General features: G+C 43.5%; 15 protein-coding genes. 4 read left to right on the top strand and 11 right to left on the bottom strand.

Annotated elements, in window-relative coordinates; all coding sequences use genetic code 11:
- Positions 1 to 14: 14 nt before the first annotated feature.
- The 4 genes from hcaB to hcaE are packed head-to-tail and all read right to left on the bottom strand — an operon-like array spanning position 15 to position 3,041.
- Positions 15 to 830 carry a 3-phenylpropionate-dihydrodiol/cinnamic acid-dihydrodiol dehydrogenase gene (hcaB, locus tag J7649_RS12095; protein ID WP_076752999.1) on the bottom strand — a complete coding sequence of 272 codons (816 nt, stop codon included), beginning with the start codon at positions 828 to 830 and terminating at the stop codon, positions 15 to 17.
- A 2-nt stretch (positions 831 to 832) separates the two neighbouring features.
- Positions 833 to 1,159: a 3-phenylpropionate/cinnamic acid dioxygenase ferredoxin subunit gene (gene hcaC / locus J7649_RS12090; protein ID WP_219308271.1), complete on the bottom strand. Its 327-nt coding sequence runs from the start codon at positions 1,157 to 1,159 to the stop codon at positions 833 to 835.
- Complete coding sequence (gene hcaF / locus J7649_RS12085) at positions 1,159 to 1,677, bottom strand: 3-phenylpropionate/cinnamic acid dioxygenase subunit beta (RefSeq protein ID WP_005107991.1); 519 nt, start codon at positions 1,675 to 1,677, stop codon at positions 1,159 to 1,161. Before hcaF ends, hcaC begins: the two co-directional genes overlap by 1 nt.
- Positions 1,674 to 3,041 carry a 3-phenylpropionate/cinnamic acid dioxygenase subunit alpha gene (hcaE, locus tag J7649_RS12080; protein WP_004278520.1) on the bottom strand — a complete coding sequence of 456 codons (1,368 nt, stop codon included), beginning with the start codon at positions 3,039 to 3,041 and terminating at the stop codon, positions 1,674 to 1,676. The genes hcaF and hcaE overlap by 4 nt, the downstream gene beginning before the upstream one ends.
- A 281-nt stretch (positions 3,042 to 3,322) precedes the next feature.
- Here hcaE and hcaR point away from each other — a divergent pair, with 281 nt between their 5' ends.
- Complete coding sequence (gene hcaR, locus J7649_RS12075; protein ID WP_044111817.1) at positions 3,323 to 4,231, top strand: DNA-binding transcriptional regulator HcaR; 909 nt, start codon at positions 3,323 to 3,325, stop codon at positions 4,229 to 4,231.
- A gap of 454 nt (positions 4,232 to 4,685) precedes the next feature.
- The gene (locus tag J7649_RS12070; protein ID WP_004645517.1) at positions 4,686 to 5,837 is read left to right on the top strand and encodes an IS4-like element ISAbe18 family transposase; all 1,152 of its coding nucleotides are present in this window, start codon (positions 4,686 to 4,688) and stop codon (positions 5,835 to 5,837) included.
- Between the two features lie 55 nt (positions 5,838 to 5,892).
- On the opposite strand, the gene J7649_RS12065 is transcribed toward J7649_RS12070, so the two are convergent.
- The 6 genes from J7649_RS12065 to J7649_RS12040 form a co-directional block, all read right to left on the bottom strand.
- On the bottom strand, positions 5,893 to 6,753 hold the full coding sequence (locus tag J7649_RS12065; protein WP_004278523.1) for an alpha/beta fold hydrolase: 861 nt from the start codon (positions 6,751 to 6,753) through the stop codon (positions 5,893 to 5,895).
- A gap of 286 nt (positions 6,754 to 7,039) precedes the next feature.
- Positions 7,040 to 8,302: an OprD family outer membrane porin gene (locus J7649_RS12060; RefSeq protein WP_219308269.1), complete on the bottom strand. Its 1,263-nt coding sequence runs from the start codon at positions 8,300 to 8,302 to the stop codon at positions 7,040 to 7,042.
- Between the two features lie 429 nt (positions 8,303 to 8,731).
- Positions 8,732 to 9,751 carry a 4-hydroxy-2-oxovalerate aldolase gene (gene dmpG, locus J7649_RS12055; RefSeq protein ID WP_153566993.1) on the bottom strand — a complete coding sequence of 340 codons (1,020 nt, stop codon included), beginning with the start codon at positions 9,749 to 9,751 and terminating at the stop codon, positions 8,732 to 8,734.
- Positions 9,752 to 9,763: 12 nt separating this feature from the next.
- On the bottom strand, positions 9,764 to 10,660 hold the full coding sequence (locus tag J7649_RS12050; RefSeq protein ID WP_219308267.1) for an acetaldehyde dehydrogenase (acetylating): 897 nt from the start codon (positions 10,658 to 10,660) through the stop codon (positions 9,764 to 9,766).
- Between the two features lie 24 nt (positions 10,661 to 10,684).
- On the bottom strand, positions 10,685 to 11,482 hold the full coding sequence (locus J7649_RS12045; protein WP_004647361.1) for a 2-keto-4-pentenoate hydratase: 798 nt from the start codon (positions 11,480 to 11,482) through the stop codon (positions 10,685 to 10,687).
- A gap of 407 nt (positions 11,483 to 11,889) precedes the next feature.
- The gene (locus J7649_RS12040) at positions 11,890 to 12,558 is read right to left on the bottom strand and encodes an HAD-IA family hydrolase (RefSeq protein ID WP_219308265.1); all 669 of its coding nucleotides are present in this window, start codon (positions 12,556 to 12,558) and stop codon (positions 11,890 to 11,892) included.
- Between the two features lie 444 nt (positions 12,559 to 13,002).
- Between J7649_RS12040 and J7649_RS12035 the strand changes: the two genes are divergently transcribed.
- Positions 13,003 to 13,989, top strand: coding sequence for an IS110 family RNA-guided transposase (locus tag J7649_RS12035; RefSeq protein WP_004278529.1), 987 nt, complete (start codon positions 13,003 to 13,005; stop codon positions 13,987 to 13,989).
- A gap of 171 nt (positions 13,990 to 14,160) precedes the next feature.
- On the opposite strand, the gene J7649_RS12030 is transcribed toward J7649_RS12035, so the two are convergent.
- Complete coding sequence (locus tag J7649_RS12030; protein ID WP_005108000.1) at positions 14,161 to 15,117, bottom strand: RluA family pseudouridine synthase; 957 nt, start codon at positions 15,115 to 15,117, stop codon at positions 14,161 to 14,163.
- 766 nt (positions 15,118 to 15,883) lie between these two features.
- On the opposite strand from J7649_RS12030, the gene J7649_RS12025 reads away from it, so the two are divergent.
- Entirely contained in the window at positions 15,884 to 19,360 is a 3,477-nt protein-coding gene (locus J7649_RS12025) for an Rne/Rng family ribonuclease (protein WP_219308263.1), read from the top strand.
- The last annotated feature ends 115 nt before the right edge of the window (positions 19,361 to 19,475 follow it).

Here is a 19,475-nt window from a genome sequence, read left to right as displayed (position 1 = left end):
TTTCAGACTGAATTTTATTCGTCAAAGAAACCTGCACGTGGTTGACGTAAACCACGAATACCCAGACCACATTCAGCGTTAATTAACACACCGGTCAAAGGACGGTTGTTTTGACGAGATGCCAAGAGCACGTATGAACCGGTCATGTCTTCCGGTTCAGGCAAGAAGTTCAGTGGCATACCACGTGCAATTTTCTCAGGATCACGGGCATCCAGCAGACCCAGGTTTTCCTGACCCAATGATGCCGCACCTTTAATATTCACATTCATACCTGACGGTGCAACAGCGTTCACTCGTACTTTAGGCGCAAGTTCGTAAGCCAGTTCTTTCATAATGCCGACCCCTGCATGCTTAGATGCTGTATACACGGGGCCTCCGCCTGCCGAGTACAGTGCAGAGTTAGACAAAGTAAATATGATAGAACCTTCAGAAGCTATCAATGCATCCAGCGCAGCTTTAGCACCCAAGATGAGTGACTTGGTATTAATGCCCATGATTTCATCAAAGGCTTTTTCCAGTTGCTCACCCGATGTATTGACGATATCTGCATAATGATCCCAGATACCGGCATTGCCAACGAAACAGTCAAGCTTGCCGAAGCGCTCAACTGTTGCGTTTACAGCACGGACATTGTCTTCATAGCTGGCCACATCACCTGCGATCGCAAGCACGCGGTCACCGAAATGTTCTTTCAAAGCGTCAACTTTTGACTGTGAACGTTGAAGAACCGCAACTTGTGCACCTTCTTCCAGGAAACGTTCAACCAGTGCCCAGCCTAAGCCTGAACCACCACCAGTGATCAGTGCAACTTCGCCTTGTAGCCAACCCATGATTACTCTCCTGCCATCTCTACGTATAACGCACCATCTTCAACAATCACTGGGAATGTTTTGATTGGATCAGTTGCAGGTAGACACAATGCTTCACCTGTTTTTAAACAGAAACGTGCTGAATGCAATGGACATTCCACAGTACCGTCATCTTCAAGGTAACCTTCAGACATTGACGCATTACCATGACTGCATTTATCGTTCATAGCGAAGAATTCACCGCCATTGTTAAATACAGCAAGCGCTTCGATACCGTTTACGCCGCAATCCACTTTTAACGCTTCGCCTTCGTCTAATTCGTCAACTTGGCAAACAAAAATCTTATTCATTAGAAGAACACACTCAGGTTATGTGAGTTATAGGTAACTTGGTCAAGGGTGATCTTACGGTTGAAGATCTGGAAGCCCAAGCCGCCTTCAACTTTGCGAATCTTGTCATGACGTTTACCACAGTAAATCGTAACGTCTTTCTCTTTTTGGGTACGGTACAGAAGGTATGTCATGTACACATCGTATTCGCCTTCAACTTCAGTTGGCTCAACAATCACGTTGCTCACCATGTGAGTGGTACGTGATGGAGGCTCTTCAGCCCAAGCCATACCAGTTTCCAGACGAGCAACACGACGTTCTAAAAGATCTTTCGTATCATTGAATACCCAAGTGGTAGGTGGTTCAACTGAACGACGACGGTCACGTGTTTGAGCGTTTGGTGTAGTACGTAGCGTGTAAGAAATATCTTCAGCTAGCGTGTCTAACCATTCGCGGAATTTCCAATCGTCTAGCAATTTTGCTTCGCGATAAAGGAACTGACTAATTTGGTGATGAAGTTCTAAGCTGATTTGACTCATTTCATAAGCTCCTTCTCATATTCGTCAGCTGCTTTTTCCACGTCTTCCCATTTTTCATGGATCAATAAATCTGCCCAGCGGCGGTACATACCACGTGCTGCAGTTTCAGAGAAAATGTAGTTGGTGATACCCGGGATACCATCTTCACGTACTTTTTCGTTGCCTTTACCCATTTCCATAATGAGTTTGTTTTGACGCGCTTTATAACCACGTAAAACTTTTTGGATCTCGATCCAGTTTTCAGAGTCATCTTGCTCCAGGAAACCGGCTGGACCAAAGGCACGCGTTGCAGAACGTTCAAATGCTTCTTTCACTTCTTGAGATGCTTCAGCATCAGCAATACAGAATGCCCACACTTCAGTTTTGTTTGGACCACGTGGGTGCCATACACGAAGTGTTGCAGTACCGTTCAACCAAGACAAAGTTGGGAACATGGTGTTGTGACCTGCAAGACGCAATGCACGAGTCTCGCCTAGGCGCTCTTTAACTTCGTCGTAAGTTTCACGGAAGTAGTTGGCAACTTCACCGTCAACCCATACGTTTGCGTCTGGTTTTTCTGTAAAGAAGAAGCCTGAACCGTGACCACGTGAACCGTACTGGATCGCGTCTTTGGCAGTTTCCCAAACTGGACGAGCAGTTTGCGCAGCACCTAATTTTTTAGAAGATTCGTCGTCTGGTTTCGCGCCCAATACTTGGATCGCAGAAGCGTGAGAGAACAAGGCGTGATATTGGTCAGATGCAAACTGTTCCGCTGCAAATTTCCAGTTACACTCGATTTCCCACTTGTGTACACCACCAATGATTTCAGTACCACCTGGACGACGGTCAACAACGCCATCTAAATACCAAGCGATATCGCCCATGTATTCTTCTAGATCAGGTGTGGTTTCATCCCAACAAGCGAATACCAAGCCTTTGTAAGACTTCACACGATTCACTTCAACCAGACCCCATTGCTCTTTACATGCACCATGCGGGTAAGCACGATCTTCAAGCGGGATATCTTTTAAAGAACCGTCAATGCCATATGACCAGCCGTGGTATGGGCAAGTAAATGCACGGGTATTACCACAGTCAGCGAAGCTCACACGCATAGAACGGTGACGGCACTGGTTTAAAAATGCTTTGATTGAGCCGTCTTTTTGACGTGCCACAATGATTGGATCTTCACCCATGTAGGTATTGAAGAAATCACCAGCCTTAGGAATTTGGCTTTCATGGCAAAGGAATAACCAAGTACGACCGAAAACACGTTCGAGTTCTAATTCGTAAATGTCAGGATCTGTATAAATAGATGGCGTAATACGTCCATTTTGTGCATCGACTAAAGCATCGATTTCGCGCACATCAATTTTTCCACTCATGAAAAGCTCTCCTGTGACCTATCTTTGGCACAAAGTAATAGACTCAACTTTTCAACGATGATGGATTTGACAGCGTTTTTCGGGAAATATTTTTTTTGTTTCAATTAAGAGCTTAAAGCAATTATTAAGCACGTGAATTTTTATATTAAAACATCTATTAATCCCGCCAGAGCATTTAGTTTATGAATGGGAAAATAATCTTCACGACATAGTTGTTTATAGATTATACTTTGAGGAAATTATAGTAAGACATTTTTTGGATTACTCTTTGGGTTGATGACATGGAATTACGACACCTTCGCTACTTTATCACCGTTGCTGAAGAGCTCAATTTTAGTAAGGCAGCACTTAAACTTTATACGGCTCAACCCTCACTTAGCCAGCAAATCAAAGACCTGGAAGAAGATGTCGGGGTAAAGCTACTCAACCGGACCAAACGTAAAGTAGAGCTGACCGAAGAAGGCGCCGTATTCCTGGAACAGGCCCGTCTCACCCTTGCACAGGCAGACAAAGCCGTTGCCATGGCACGTCAGGTGTCACAGGCCAAACAGCAAATGCTCCGTATCGGTTTTGTACCGGTAGCCGAGATGAAAATCTTCCCCTATATCTTGCCAAATCTACGTGTACAGAACCCAGATTTAAAAATTGAACTGCTCAGCCTGAACAACAATGAGCAGATGCGTTTGTTAAAAAAAGGTGATCTAGATCTGACATTTACCCGTCATAATTTCAATAGTGATGAAATTGAAAGCCAGTTCGTGATTCGTGAACCGCTGATTTTTCTCCTGCCTAAAGATCACCCCTTAGCAAAATACGAAAGAATTCCTGTTAAAGCATTGAATGGTATTGATTTTATTATTCCATCAGCAGAGCAGTCCTTGACCCTGAACCAGGCTATTCTGGACTTTGCCAAAGCCAACGGCATTGAACTCAATATCGTGCAAAAGGCCGATAATATTTTATTTAATATCAACTCGATCGGAATGGGCCTAGGCTGTACCATTTTGCCTGGCTATATTGCACCACTAACCATGGATAATACCGTGATTCGTCCGCTGGACGTGGAGTTGCCCTATTTAGACCTGTATGTCAGCTACCATAAAAACAACAAATCCTATGTCGTGAGCAAATTTCTTGAGCTTTTGACTCGTGTGTTCTATCTGGATATTAACCGTAGCGAACAAAATTAATTCTATTCCTTTCCTGCATTAAGCACATGCCATTCAACTTTTGATAGGCATGTGCTTTTTTTGTTTTATTATTTTATGCTTAAGAATTCATTTTTAATTCCATTCTTTGATAAAGAATCTATTTCTAGCGTTTAAATTTGTCACTTGACCTCGACCAAAATTGTGTATTTTTAGCTCTAAATGTGCTGCATTTACCACTTAAGTCTAATAAAGTTTCATTTGGATTTTTCTCCGTTTAAATAGCTCAAACCTATAAAAATTATTAGATTTTTATATTTATCCAAATAAATGAGAATCAAACTCATTTATGTGCACTACCTCAAATATTTTCGATATAAAAAAGGATGACCGAAGCCACACTGCTGTCCCATAGTTTGCTTTAAATAAAAAAACCTGAGTCCTAACAGTTAAAATATGAGTGCAAACAAACACTTTAACGACCAGGATTCAGGTTTTGTCACATCAGAATACCGTATTTCATGAGCTAATTAAACCTGTTGTGCGACAGGATTTTGAACAACTTGCTAAAGTACACCATGTTGGACAGAAATTTAGAGCGGCTTCCCGGTGGGATCAGTTTATTGCCATATTGATGTCTCAATTCTCTTGTAGACAAAGTCTGAGAGATATTCAATCCAATTTGGAGTGCCAACAGGAAAAGCTAAGTCATCTCGGAGCAAAGTCTATTCCCCGAAGCACGCTGGCACGAATCAATGAGCAGCAGCCTGCTGCCTTGTATCAACAGCTATTTCACAAGTTGCTTAAATACTATGAACACTCAAAAGTAGCTCATAAATTTCGCTTTAAGAATCCCTTGTATTCCTTGGATGCCAGTCATATTGACCTGTCGCTTTCCTTATGTGAATGGGCCAAAGTTCACGACTCAAAAGCCAGCATGAAACTCAGCATAGGATTGAATCACAGCAATGATATTCCTGAGTTTGTTGCAGTTGAAAATGGCAAAGAAAATGACATGGTACAAGGCCGCAAATTCCAGTTTCCTGCTGGCAGCATTGTAGTTTTTGATAAAGGCTATGTCGATTACCAATGGTATGCAAATCTGACTGCTCAAAACATTGGATTTGTCACACGTTTTAGGCCTAAATCTGTGTATCAGGTGATCCAGCAACATCCAGTGCTTGAATCCAAAGGTATTCTAAAAGATGAAACCATTCAGCTGAATAGCGCACATGCCCTAAAAAGAAAAGCCCCAGTGTTAAGAAGAATTGAATATAGAGATCAGCAAAGTGGCAAGCACTTTAGCTTTCTCAGCAATAACTTTCATTTAGCCGCCTCCACCATTGCGGCGATTTATAAAGATCGTTGGAAAGTTGAGCTGTTCTTTAAGGCGATTAAGCAGAATCTCAAATTAAAAGCGTTTCTAGGCCGCAGCAGGAACGCAATTCAGACACAAATCTGGATTGCGATGATCGCCTATTTATTGGTGAGTTTCGCTCAACATTTAGGGAAAACAGGTTGGACAGTTCAACGTTTACTCAGAATAATTCAAGTGAATTTGTTTGAAAGAAGAACTTTAAAAGCTTTATTTTCACCCGATAAAATACCCATAAAACAAGAGGAAGCTCAAATGAGCTTCCTCTTGTGAAAAATTGTGGGACAGCAATGGACCGAAGCCATCCCTTTTTAAAACTACATCGAGCTTATTTTACGCCGTGTACAGCCAAGTAGTTTTTGATCACAGTGTTGAACTCATCTGCTTTTTCAACTTGAGACCAGTGACCACATTGGCTGAAGATATGTGCATCAGCATTTGGCACGATGTTCAGGATGTCCCAAGTACGAGAAACCGGAATCACCACGTCTTGCGTACCATGAATCAATAGTACAGGCACAGTAATGTCTTTCATTTTTTCGAAGTCTAATGGGAATTCGAAACGGTCACGGTCACGTGCGCCAACCACATCCATTAAACGATTTGATGCATAGTCATTTGCAGCAGAAGCAAAACGTACTTTTACCAGTTCATCAGTAATCAGGTCTTTGTTTACGACAAACATAGAAAGGGTTTTCTTGATTCCTTCTTCTGTAAGAACTGGGTTTGCGTGAGCTTTAAGTGCAGCTGTCTGTTTCGCACCGCCCGTACCCATAGACACGATACCCAAAATACGATCTGGATAATCCAATGCCATCTGGAATGCTAACCAGCCACCCAGAGAGTTACCGACCAACCAGGTTTTTTCGATACCCAAAGCATCTAGCGTACGGATCGCATGATCTACCCAGGCACGGATACCATATTCAGTACCCGGTGCAACCACAGTTTGGCCATAACCAATGGTATCAATCGCGATACAACGCGCTTGCTCACCAATTTGTGGCAGGTTTAACCACCAGTTTGCCGCGGCCGATACACCTGTACCTGAACCGTGTAAAAATAGAATAGGCGTACCTTCACCAATTTCGTGGTAATGGGTCAACTCGCCTTCAGCAGTTTCAATCCATTTGTCTTCTAAGCCAAAGAATGGATCTGTTTGATAGTCAGGGATTTGAACAGTGCTCATATTGCTTCCTCTTACAGTCTTTCGCTTGCGTGTCCCTCTATTTTCAAGAATTCGACGTCAAGTTGACTCATTAAAATGACTTGTGTACACCCTTATATTAACCGCTCAGCCGCAGCAAACTGATACAAAATTACGATTGCACCCTACAAAATAGATATAATTTAAGTATTTGTTTTATATATCAATTTAAAATAAAACCCTACTCAATCTAAGCCTTTAATGCAACAATGGAACGCTTAAACCAAAAAGCAGCCAGAAGACTGACTGCTTTTAAAATATACGGGTATTAGAATTTATGCGTATAAGTGGTGGCGACACGGTATTCTTGCAGGTCTGGTTTTGCTGGATTGGCAAAATTCACATCAATATACATCGCCTGTACACCCAAACCTTTTAATTTACCTTCTGGCACAGTGTAGTTCACGATGGCATTCACTTCATCCGTATTGAAGTTCTGACCTTGATACGCCCCAGTACCTTTCTGATCATAACCTTTGAAATATACGGCTGTTGCGTTTAAGCCTTTTGCACCCATTTCAGAGAAGTCATAGCCATAAGAAACACTCCATGACTTTTCTTCTGGCGCGGTAAAGGTCGCTACCCCCCAGTTCGCCAGATAAGGCTGTGGCACCCAGCCACCCAATGTCGGGAATGCGCTATCACTAAACATTTGCTGGTAACCCACACCTACGCTATGTGCACCATGATTCACTTTTGCGGCGACAGACACAGCCTGGTTATCGATCTCACCATACAGCTTGTCACCTGACTCCGAGTTATCGAAGTAACGAATATGGCTATCTAATTTGGTTTTTTCACCAAGCGCAGTTTTGTAATTGACACCTAGATAATGCTGTTGATAAATGTCTTGAACATCGGCATACCAGTAGCTCGCACCTACTTCTTTAGTGAGTTGGTGGTCTACACCCGCAATCCACATGCCATCAGCTTCAGCACCCGTATCATAGAAACTTGGTGGAGCAAATTTAGTTAAGTCACGGAACTGGTTGTCATAACGGTTGTTAATACCATCAATATACGCCAGAGTTAACTTGGTATCCTTAAGGTCTTTAGACTCTAACCAAGCGCCACTATAAGTCGTTAATAACTGACGGGATGGATCGAATACCAAGACTGGAGATACAGGCAATAACTCGCCGACTTTCAGCTCAGTTTGTGAAACTTTGGCTTTTAAGGTCGCGCCGACTTTACCGAAATGATCTTTTGATTCTTTGCCATCGTGCGGTAAAACCCAGTCCGGATTTTTATCATGGCCGTTGAGTTTGACTGCATGTTGCACCAGTACATCAGCACCAACCTGCACACCACCACCGATATCGTGATAACCGGACTTGGCATCCAAAGTCACCCCTTGTGACCAAGAACCCCAGTTACGTGATGAATAGTCATCTTGATACTGACGGTCTAGATAAAAGTTTTTAAATTTGAGTTGAACATTGCTGTCGTCAATAAAGTCTGCATTCGTTGCAGTTGTCCCTAAAGTTGCTGTCGCAGCAAGCATTGCAATCCATAAATTGTGACGACGCATGATGAGTTCCCCATTCAGCTGATAAAATCCATGCCGCCATCATGCGCAAGTCGGTTTAAATAAAAAATCCGACCACAGTATTAAACTTTTGCTCTTTTAGCTCTGCATATTCCGGGCCCAGATTTAAGCACTCAATCTCTTAGATTTTAAACCGATTAATGAAAATAAAAATTTGACCAGATATTTAATTCAAATTTCTGTTTCCTTTATTAATAAGCGCAATTTTTTTAAAAACTTTAAGATAATATTTTTTATTTATCGTTTTTATGTTTAAGGAAAAAATTAAACTAAAATAATCTTCACATAACACTATAACTAAAATATCTGAGATCAGAGTTTTATTATATTATTAAATCTACTTCATAATAAAAAAGCATCCGAATCGGATGCTTTTTTATTGGACTTATTTTAATACCACGGCATTAAAAATTAAGCTTGTAACTCACGAGCTTTAGACATGGTTAATGCCAGGTCTTCAATCATGTCTTCCTGACCACCTACCGTACCACGGCGACCAAGTTCCATCAGGATTTCACGCGCAGATACGCCATATTTCGCTTCAGCACGTTTAGCAAATAACAGGAATGACGAGTAAACACCCGCATAACCTAAAGTTGCCGCATCACGGTCGGCACGAATCGGGTTGTGCATCATTGGAATCACTAGATCTTCAGCAACGTCTTGCACTTTGAACAAGTCAACGCCAGTGTCCATACCCATACGGTTTGCCACAGCGATAAACAGCTCAAGTGGTGTGTTACCAGCGCCAGCACCAAGACCAGCAGATGCCAAGTCAACACGTACTGCACCTGCTTGAACCGCAGCAACAGTATTCGATACACCCATACCTAAGTTGTGGTGACCATGGAAACCAAGCTCAATGCTTGAATCCAAGTGTTGACGTAAGTGACCCACACGGTCGATCACGTCTTGAGGAAGCATGTAACCTGCTGAATCTGTCACATAAATACAGTTTGCACCGTAAGACACCATCTTGTTTGCTTCTTCAAGCAATTTTTCAGGTGTTGCCATATGCGCCAGCATCAAGAAACCGACGGTGTCCATTTCTAGTTTACGTGCAGCGGTGATGTGCTGTTCAGAACAATCCGCTTCAGTACAATGCGTCGCCACACGAATGGTAGAAACACCAATTTCATGTGCCATTTTCAAATGGTCAACCGTACCGATACCAGGTAAAAGCAATGCAGAAATTTTTGCATTTTTCATACGTGGCACAACAGTAGACAAGTATTCTTCATCCGTTGCAGCAGCAAAACCGTAGTTCACTGATGAACCACCCAGGCCGTCACCGTGTGTTACTTCAATTAAAGGTACGCCAGCATCATCAAGTGCTGTTGAAATTGCAATCATTTGCTCAACAGTCGTTTGATGGCGCTGCGGGTGCATACCATCACGCAAAGTCATATCATGAACAATAATCTTAGACATTTTGGTATTCCTTTAAGCTTCAGCGGTGTTGAACACGTGTTCTGCGAACATTTCTGCAGTACGTGCAGCTGCTGCAGTCATAATATCCAGGTTGCCTGCGTATTTCGGCAGGAAGTCACCTAGACCTTCAACTTCCAAGTAAATTGATACGCGGTTGCCATCAAATACCGGACCATTTACAAGCTTGTAACCTGGTACGTATTTTTGAACTTCCTTGATCATGGCATGTACAGATTCAGTAATCGCTGCCTGATCCGGCTCGCCTTCAACCAAGCAATGTACTGTGTCACGCATCATTAAAGGTGGCTCAGCCGGGTTAATGATGATGATCGCTTTACCCTGTTTCGCGCCGCCGACTTTCTCAATTGCACCCGCAGTGGTACGTGTGAATTCGTCGATGTTTTTACGCGTACCAGGACCTACAGATTTGGTCGATACAGTTGCAATGATCTCACCATATTCAACTGGTTGAACGCGAGAAACTGCAGCCACCATCGGAATCGTTGCCTGACCGCCACATGTCACCATGTTCACGTTTGGTACTTCGCCCGCTTGTAGTAATGCTTCAAGGTTGACTGGTGGTACACAAAATGGACCAATCGCAGCAGGCGTTAAGTCAATCATGAGCACGCCAAGTTCATTGAGCTTGCGGCTGTTTTCTGCGTGTACGTATGCAGACGTTGCATCGAATGCAATTTTGATGTCATCTTCGATTACGTGTGGAAGAAGACCGTCTACACCTTCAGCCGTGGTTTTTAAACCCATTTTCGCAGCACGCGCAAGGCCTTCAGAAGTTGGGTCAATCCCCACCATCCAAACCGGCTCTAACCATTCACTGCGTTGTAATTTATAAAGCAAATCAGTACCAATATTCCCTGGACCGATCATTGCACATTTAATCTTTTTCATGAATGTACTCTCTTGGAATCTTGATTATTCAGCAGCGAATGCAGCAGTTACTGAACCAAAGCCTTCAATTTCAACCTTGAATTCATCACCTGGTTGAGCCACAACCATTGGACCTAAGGCACCCGTCAAGATGATGTCGCCTTTTAACAGCGGACGACCACGGCGTACCATTTCATCTGCCAGCCAAACAGCAGCATTCAATGGGTTTGCCAGACATGCTTTACCCACGCCTTGAGAAACGACTTCCTCACCGCGCGTCATCACCATCTTGCAGTTCACAAGATCAAGTTTTTCTAACTTAACCGGCTGAGAACCCAAGACAAATGCAGCAGAAGATGCGTTATCCGCCACAGTATCAATCAGGCTGATTTTCCAGTTTTCGATACGGCTATCGACCACTTCAATTGCAGGCAGTGCATAATCAGTTGCGCTGATAATGTCTGCATACGTGTGTTTTTCTTTGGTTAAATCCTGGTTAATCACCAATGCGATTTCTGCTTCAACTTTCGGCTGAATCAGAAGGCCAGCTGGAATTGCTTCACCATCGCCATAGGCCATGTCGGCAAATAACATACCGAAATCCGGCTGATCTACACCCAGTTGCGCTTGAACGACTTTAGACGTCAAACCAATTTTACGACCCACCAGACGGCGACCTTCAGACAAAGCACGCTCGGTATTCACTTCCTGAACGGCATAGGCGATATCTACGTCAGCACTTTCACCGCCAAGTTCCGGGCGAATCGGTGCAATCGCAGTTTGTGATAATTCAGCGCTACGAAGTGCTTGTGCAACTGATTCAACAACAGCAGAATTCGACATCAATGTTTCCTTAAACTGCAAAAATTAGGCTTATGCCGGGATCTAAGAGGGACAGAACATATGAAAATGATCAGGCTGATCATCCGCATGGACTGCCTTTCTCAGAGCGAGCATAGGAATAAACAGTTTTAGGATGGGAAAAATACGGCGTTTGTGCCAATAGTTATTTTATTTTTTGCTATAGCTATTACCTATAAGAATAATTTATAAAAAACTAAATAAAACAAAATCTTATTTTTTAAAACACATCGTTATTTAGCAAAATAACTGCCATAATATGACCGAATAAAATCAGTACAATTACGACTTTAGACTAAAAGATAAGAACCAGCGCTTAAATCTGCAGCATTCCCCAGCCAATTTAAACCGGGGAACTGCTTGTTTTTCATTACAACCAAGATACTGGATTAAACTGCTTGTTTCCATTGGACTTTAGCCAACAATGCGCTATGCAAAGCACCCACATCATCCACGATACAGACGGGATTAAATTGAGCCAAAAGTTCAGGCTCATGCACACCATAACCTACACCAACACTTGGCATGGCAATATTTTGCGCCATTTCCAGATCATAAGACGTATCACCGACCATGATGGCATGTTCAGCCTGCACACCGGTTTCCGCCAGAATTTCTTCTAACATGAGTGGATGAGGTTTAGAACGGGTTTCGCTGGCTGCGCGCGTACTCACAAACAGCTCTTCACTGTTCGTCTGTTTTAATACACGATCCAGACCTTTACGGCTTTTCCCTGTGGCTACTGCCAGCTTCACGCCTTGCTGCTGTAAATCTGCGAGCATGTACGCTACGCCTTCAAACCAGGAATCTCCTGATGAGTTGGCAACATAATGATCGGAATAAGCCTGCAAAATATCCGTATGTAATTCTGGTACTGTCGGGAATAAACGCTGTGCAACTTCAGGTAAACCCAGTCCAATAATACTTTTCGCATCTGCATCCGTTAACGGCTGCTGAAACTGCTGTGCGGCAAACTGCAAACTCGCCACGATTTGACCGACTGAATCAAATAAAGTGCCATCCCAATCGAAAATGACCAATTTTACAGGTGAGTTCATAAAAGATTTCCTAGATTTGATTCAGTCTTGAAGCCCTCTCCTACAAGGAGAGGGCTTTTTTCATTCTTAAGCAAATGACTTTACTAAAAGAACCAATAAAGTCGAATTATGAATTAAGTTTTAATTCAATATTACTACTTAATAAGTAACGTTCCCTCTCCTGAATGAGTTTAAAGCACTGCTTTAAACGACGTGCAAGAAGGAGACTTGCGCAGCAGTGCTGCTTGTATCTTGATTGATATAGTGATTAGCTACCACTATACGCAAATTGTAGAGTTTGGAGTGCTGCTAAAATCTTAAATTTGAACCTGAGATAAAACCTACAATTTGCCCTTATCCCTCATACAACTCTGAACGGTAACTAAGCAGTTTGATGCTGTATTCACAAGGTAAGATGATGGTTAATGGGATAAAAATCATAGCTTAAACTCAAGGAATATCACCATGATTATGCTAGGTATTGATGTCAGTAAAACCAAAATAGATTGTTGCATTTTCCCTCAAGGTTTGACTGGAAAAAGAAAAAATAAAATATTTACTAATACAGAAAGTGGCTTTGGCAGTCTGCTCAAATGGCTCATCACTCTTAAAATTGAACCTGATCAAGTGACAGCAATCATGGAAGCGACTTCGGTTTATCATGAGAATTTGGGATATTATCTATATGATGCAGGTGTAAAGGTTTGTGTGGCTAATCCTTCACGAGTAAGAGCCTTTGCCAAAGGCATGTCCATGCTAAATAAAACGGATAAAGCTGATAGTGAAGCTCTTTCACGTTATGGTTACACCGCAAAGTTAATCATATGGCAGCCTGAACCTGAAAATGTCAGATTATTAAAAGCTTTACTAGGCAGACGAGATGTCTATCTAGGTAGTCTATTGCAGGAAAAGAATCGACTTGAAAAGGCGCAGTCCACTCATACCTCCGTTGTTGTGATTAAATTACTTGAAGAGAATATTGAGTATTTAAATCAGCAACTTGAACATATTGATAAGTTAATAAATAATCACATAGATCAAGATCCAACATTGAAACAGGATTTGAAATTACTGCAAACTATTCCTTCAATCGGTGAACGATCAGGCTTATTACTGTTGGGGTTATTTCATTCGCACAAGTTTGAAAAAGCAAGTCAAGCTGCTGCATATGTAGGTTTGGTTCCAGTACATCAGTTGTCTGGCAGTTCAGTCAACAAGCAAAGTCACTTATCAAAAGCAGGTGACAGTAAAATACGCTCAGTATTGTATATGTCAGCATTAACAGCGATTAAATATAATCCACACATTGAAGCTTTATATCAACGATTATTAAGCCAGGGTAAAAATAAAATGTGTGCTTTAGGTGCTGCAATGCGCAAGCTTATACATCTGTGTTATGGCGTTTTAAAACATCAGACTGCCTATCAAAGAGATTATTTATTGGTCGAATAATCTCAAAACCTGATTGACTACCAAGACGGTATCTCAGGGAGAGGATTCTTTCGAAATTTAATCTCCCCTCTTGCGGAACAATGTTCCTCATCTTTAAGAAAGAGGGGAATTCCCTCCTTTTTCAAAGGAGGGTGAGGGTGGGTTAAATTTATTAAAAGAAAAAATAAGTCCTTATTGGGCAGCCGGTTTATCCGCTTTCTGCGCTCTTAACTGCGCCACCAGACTCTGCATATCTTCTGGCAATGGTGCTTCAATTGCTGGATAGCCCGGAATGTCCAGACGCATTGCATGTAAACACAAACGGCGTGGTTTTGGCCCACGATATTCTGTTTCATGACCATACTTTTCATCGCCTACTAGCGGATGACCAATACTCAAACCATGAACACGAATCTGATGGGTACGACCAGAAAGCGGAGATGCATACACCAGTGTGGCATGCATAAAACGTTCCTGCACATTCCACTGGGTTTTAGACTCTTTACCTTCTTTCGGGGACACGCAGACACGACGTTCACCATTGGCCAGCTCGTAACGATGTAAAGGTGCATCAATCAGCTGTTTATCCAGACTGACCTGCCCTTTTACTACAGCGGCATAGGTTTTTTTGATTTTATGTTCACGCAACATATCTTGTAATGTTTTCAACACGCTACGCTTTTTGGAAATCATCACCAGACCGGAAGTATCACGGTCAATCCGGTGAATCAGTTCCAGATACTTTTTACCGGTTGCTGCACGTAAGCCTTCAATCAGGCCATAGGCCACACCGCTACCGCCATGCACGGCAATCCCGGATGGCTTATTTACAACCATCAGACCTTCATCTTCATAAATCACACGGGCCAATAAGCCTTGTGCCACTTTGTCGGAAACAGGTGCCGCGGTCTCATCTTTTTGTTCATAACGAATCGGCGCAACGCGAATCTGGTCACCGATTGCGAGTTTGGTTTCTGCTTTAATGCGTTTTTTATTGACGCGAACCTGGCCTTCACGAATCAGACGATAGATACGGCTTTTTGGCACACCTTTCAGACGACTAAACAGGAAATTATCGATGCGTTGTCCATCTTGATGTTCATCCACTTCAAACCAAGTGACGTTTTGCCATTGTTGCGTAGAATTCATACAGTTACTATGACCCAAAAAATACTAAAATTGATTAAAAACTGATCACTTAGGTTATGCTTTACACAAGAAACATAAGCTTAGCCCATAGGCAGATGATGCAAGGTTTGATATAGTCAGCGCACGGAAACCATCGTTTGTGAGTAAAAGTTAAATCATTTCAGATTTTTCTGAACTTGATTGTTCAATTAAAGACTCACATGATACGGGAAGGTCCCCAAAGAATTATGCCACGCCGAAGGCTTATTATATCGGCAAACAAAGCAAACTGTTGCGTTTAATTGTACCTCAGGTACATAAATCAGTTTGTCTTAAAAAATATGTCGCCAACTTTGTTGGTTTTTAAACGTAAACTGATACACATCAGATTAGTCGCAACCTGAAGACGACTTCAGGCTACAGCGTTGATGCATTGGATCTGCACAGTTTGTAAAGATACGACGACAATTCCGTATCAAGACACTTTCTATAAAGAAGGGATGATCTTCGAGCAATGTGACAGTGAAAGTTACACACATCCAATGCACCGCTCGTCCGCCAGTGAAGCGTTCAGGTGACTTTAATCCGTTTAAAGATTGAAGCCGTATTGCCATCATCAATACGTGAATCAAAAACCGAAGCCCATCTATATTAAATAGAGCTCGGTCATAAAAGACTCAAACCACAATGAAATTCATTGCAGATTTGAGCCATTGATCCGTGATGTGTGATGTTCGCTACGTGTATAGCGATTTTTTGCTGTGTATCACTATAAGGTGTTACACCCATGAAACGTATGTTGATTAATGCAACACATGCCGAAGAAATTCGCGTTGCACTTGTCACTGGTCAGCGTCTTTACGATTTTGATTTAGAAAATCGTACCCGTGAACAAAAAAAATCCAATATCTACAAAGGTCACGTGACTCGCGTTGAACCTTCTTTAGAAGCTGTATTCGTTGAATACGGTGCAGGTCGCCAAGGCTTCCTGTCAATGCGTGAAATCGCGAATTCATATTACAAAGCCGACCCTCGCCAAACTTCGAATATCCGTGAACTGATCACTGAAGGCACCGAGCTTCTGGTTCAGGTGGAAAAAGAAGAGCGTGGCAATAAAGGCGCTGCCCTGTCTACTTTTATCTCACTTGCTGGCCGTTATTTGGTCTTGATGCCAAACAACCCTAAAGGTGGTGGTATCAGCCGTCAGATTTCTGGTTCAGTGCGTGAAGAACTGAAAGAAATGCTGGCAACACTGAACGTGCCACGTGGTATGAGTGTGATTGTGCGTACTGCCGGGATCGGTCGTTCACAAGAAGAATTGCAACTCGACTTACAGCACTTGTTAGACCTTTGGGCACAAATCCAGAGCACTGCAAGTTCAGGTCCATCGCCAATGCTGGTACATCAGGAAGCGGGCGTGGTGACACGTGCCATTCGTGACTACCTGCGTGATGATGTTGCTGAAATCCTGATTGACTCAGAACAAGCCTATAACGAAGCCTATAACTTCGTAAAAGCGGTAATGCCACGTCAGTTAGAAAAACTGAAAACTTATACCTTAAATGAACCTTTATTCGCGCATTTCGCGATTGAAAGCCAAATTCAAACCGCTTACGAACGTGAAGTAAAATTGCCTTCTGGCGGTTCGATCGTAATCGACCAAACTGAAGCTTTAGTGTCAATTGACATTAACTCGGCAAAATCGACTCGCGGTAGCGACGTTGAAGACACCGCGTTAAATACCAATATTGAAGCGGCAGAAGAAATCGCGCGTCAATTACGTTTACGTGATATCGGTGGTCTGGTGGTGATCGACTTCATCGACATGACTAAAGACCGCAACCAGCGTATGGTGGAAGCGAAGCTGCGTGAAGCGACGCAAAGTGACCGTGCCCGTATCCAGTTCGGTCAATTGTCACGTTTTGGTTTGATGGAAATGAGCCGTCAACGTCTGCGTCCTTCTCTTGAAGAAGCGACTGGCTACGTTTGCCCACGCTGCCATGGTACCGGCATGGTTCGTGATCTTCGTTCTTTATCACTTTCGATTATGCGTAAAGTGGAAGAGATCGCGCTACGTGAACGTCATGGTGAAGTTCAAGTCGAAGTTCCAGTCGAAATTGCTGCCTTCTTATTGAATGAAAAACGTCACACCTTGGTCTATTTAGAACAGACTTCAAATGTACGTGTCACTGTGCTGCCGCATCCGCATCTGGAAACACCGCATTATGAAATCACTTATAATGCCGAAGGCTTTGCACCAACCAGCTATGAACGTACTGAAGCAACTCGTTCAAGTGAAAAAGAGTTGGGCTATGAGTCATCTGAATGGCATTTAGAAGAAGAACATACGCATGCTACTGCCCCAGCGCCTGCTCAACAGCAAAACAACGGCAGAAACAATAAACGCCGTAACCAGCAAAACCAAAATGCACAGCAAGCACCTGTTGCACAACAAGCTCCTGCCGAAGCACAAGTTGCTGCTCCTGCATCTAGCCCATGTGCCTGGTTAGAAAACCTGTTTGTTCAAAAACAGGCAGCGACTGTTGATCAATCGCGTACTGCCAACAATGCAGCTGCAGCGATTGAACAAATGATCAATGGCGGTGCGGTGAGCCGTGGTCAGTTCGGTCAATTGTCTACACCGGTTGCACAACCTGCTCCACAGCAAGTGTCTCAACCTGCTGCTCCGGCAAGCAGCAATGCTTACCTAGCACCATCGACTGTAGCGCAAAAACAGGAACGTGATGCTGAAAAACCGGCAGAGCGTGATGAAAGAGCACCACGTCATAACAACAAAAAACCACGCAATCCGAAGCACAAAGAACCGCGTGAGCAGGTTCAGTCTGAAGCTTCCGCTCCTCAGCAACATCAGGTGCATGAAGAAGTGGTTCAGGTATCTCGTCAAGAACAACGTCATGAAGCACGTGAAAACAAGCGTAATTCTCGCCGTCAGCATCATAACGAGCCATCTCAGCAAAATGATGTTCAAAACAATGAACAACAGCCACAACAGGCAATGCCACGTCGTGACCGCCGTAACCAGCCACGTCAGGAACGTCCAAATCGCCACCGCGATCCAAGCGTACTGAATGAGCAAGCTCAACAAGTAGCACCTGCAGTCGTTGAAGCGCCAGCAGTCAATGACAAGCAGCTTCGTGTTGAGTTGGTCGATGCACCACGTCAAGACGTGATGCCAACAGCCATGGTCGTGAATATTGACCAGGCGAAAAGCGAAATCGTGGCATTGAATGACAATGCTGCAGTTGTAACGCCAACGGTTGAAGTGACTGCACCGGCAGATGCGCCAGTTGAAGAAGCCGCTGCTGAAAATGTAGTGGAAGCTGCACTGACAGCCCCTGTTGAAGAAATTGTGCCAGCTGAAGAATCAAGTGCTGAAAAACCACGTGCCAGCAACGATCCGCGTCAGCGTCGTCGTCAGCAGCGTGAAGGACAGCTTCAACAGGCTACAGTTCAGAAATTGACTCCGTCACAAGTACCAACTTTGGGTCAGTTCACTATTGGTAGCCTGATTCGCCATGTTTATGGTGAAGACTGCTCCGTACTGATTGAACAGTTTGGTTTATTGCCAACCTTTAACCGTGCTCTAGAGAAGTTCACAAAAGAGTACAATGCGAGTCTGGTGGCTGCAGCAACGCCTGCCACAGAGAAAAAACCGGTCACCCGTGATGTTCAAGTGACCGTAGCCAAGGTTGAAGCGGAGCCGGCTCCAGTTCTGGACCTGAATCCACCAAAACCGGTGTCGGACAAACGTGTCGCAAACGATCCACGTGAGCGTCGCCGTCTGGCTAAACAGGCTGCAGAACAGGCCCTGCAACAAGCCAAGCAACAGGCCAAAGTAGAAACAGCTCCGGCAGTTGAAACTGCGCCAGAAGCACCTGTAGCAGCAGAAGCGCAAGCAGAGTCTGCTGAAGCAGCGGCAACTGAAACTCCAGTAACCACTGAAGTAGCTATTGAAGAAACCGTAAATGCTCAGCCAGCTGAACAAGCAACTGAAACTACGACACCAGTAGATACAGCTCCTACAGAAGCGGCTCCAGTGACTGAAGCTCAACCTAGAGATGCTGCGCCAGTTGAAGCAAATGCTGAATCAGAAGCTCCTGTTACAGAAGCCCAGGATCAGGCCGAAGTAACAACAGAAGACACTGAAGCCAGCGAAGCTGAAAAAGCGGAGAAACAGGCTGCTCGTCCACGTCGTCCACGTGGCCGTCCACCGAAAAAAGCCAATACTGCAACTGAATCATAATTTGCTCAATTGCAGTCATCTAAAAAAACCTAGTCATTTCGGTGACTAGGTTTTTTTTGCTAGATTTAGTCAGAATAGGTTGATTGCACTAGTGTTTTAACGCTAAAAGATGGAT

This window comes from Acinetobacter lwoffii (assembly GCF_019343495.1).
GTDB classification, from domain to species: Bacteria; Pseudomonadota; Gammaproteobacteria; order Pseudomonadales; family Moraxellaceae; genus Acinetobacter; species Acinetobacter lwoffii_P.
Note: the sequence above shows the minus strand (reverse complement) of the source record. Positions and strands in the feature narration are given on the sequence as shown.

What these genes read in the sequence shown, in the direction of transcription:
- hcaB (WP_076752999.1), bottom strand. Translation starts at nt 830, where the DNA reads ATGGGTTGGCTACAAGGCGAAGTTGCACTGATCACTGGTGGTGGTTCA.
- hcaC (WP_219308271.1), bottom strand. Translation starts at nt 1,159, where the DNA reads ATGAATAAGATTTTTGTTTGCCAAGTTGACGAATTAGACGAAGGCGAA.
- hcaF (WP_005107991.1), bottom strand. Translation starts at nt 1,677, where the DNA reads ATGAGTCAAATCAGCTTAGAACTTCATCACCAAATTAGTCAGTTCCTT.
- hcaE (WP_004278520.1), bottom strand. Translation starts at nt 3,041, where the DNA reads ATGAGTGGAAAAATTGATGTGCGCGAAATCGATGCTTTAGTCGATGCA.
- hcaR (WP_044111817.1), top strand. Translation starts at nt 3,323, where the DNA reads ATGGAATTACGACACCTTCGCTACTTTATCACCGTTGCTGAAGAGCTC.
- J7649_RS12065 (WP_004278523.1), bottom strand. Translation starts at nt 6,753, where the DNA reads ATGAGCACTGTTCAAATCCCTGACTATCAAACAGATCCATTCTTTGGC.
- J7649_RS12060 (WP_219308269.1), bottom strand. Translation starts at nt 8,302, where the DNA reads ATGCGTCGTCACAATTTATGGATTGCAATGCTTGCTGCGACAGCAACT.
- dmpG (WP_153566993.1), bottom strand. Translation starts at nt 9,751, where the DNA reads ATGTCTAAGATTATTGTTCATGATATGACTTTGCGTGATGGTATGCAC.
- J7649_RS12050 (WP_219308267.1), bottom strand. Translation starts at nt 10,660, where the DNA reads ATGAAAAAGATTAAATGTGCAATGATCGGTCCAGGGAATATTGGTACT.
- J7649_RS12045 (WP_004647361.1), bottom strand. Translation starts at nt 11,482, where the DNA reads ATGTCGAATTCTGCTGTTGTTGAATCAGTTGCACAAGCACTTCGTAGC.
- J7649_RS12040 (WP_219308265.1), bottom strand. Translation starts at nt 12,558, where the DNA reads ATGAACTCACCTGTAAAATTGGTCATTTTCGATTGGGATGGCACTTTA.
- J7649_RS12035 (WP_004278529.1), top strand. Translation starts at nt 13,003, where the DNA reads ATGATTATGCTAGGTATTGATGTCAGTAAAACCAAAATAGATTGTTGC.
- J7649_RS12030 (WP_005108000.1), bottom strand. Translation starts at nt 15,117, where the DNA reads ATGAATTCTACGCAACAATGGCAAAACGTCACTTGGTTTGAAGTGGAT.
- J7649_RS12025 (WP_219308263.1), top strand. Translation starts at nt 15,884, where the DNA reads ATGAAACGTATGTTGATTAATGCAACACATGCCGAAGAAATTCGCGTT.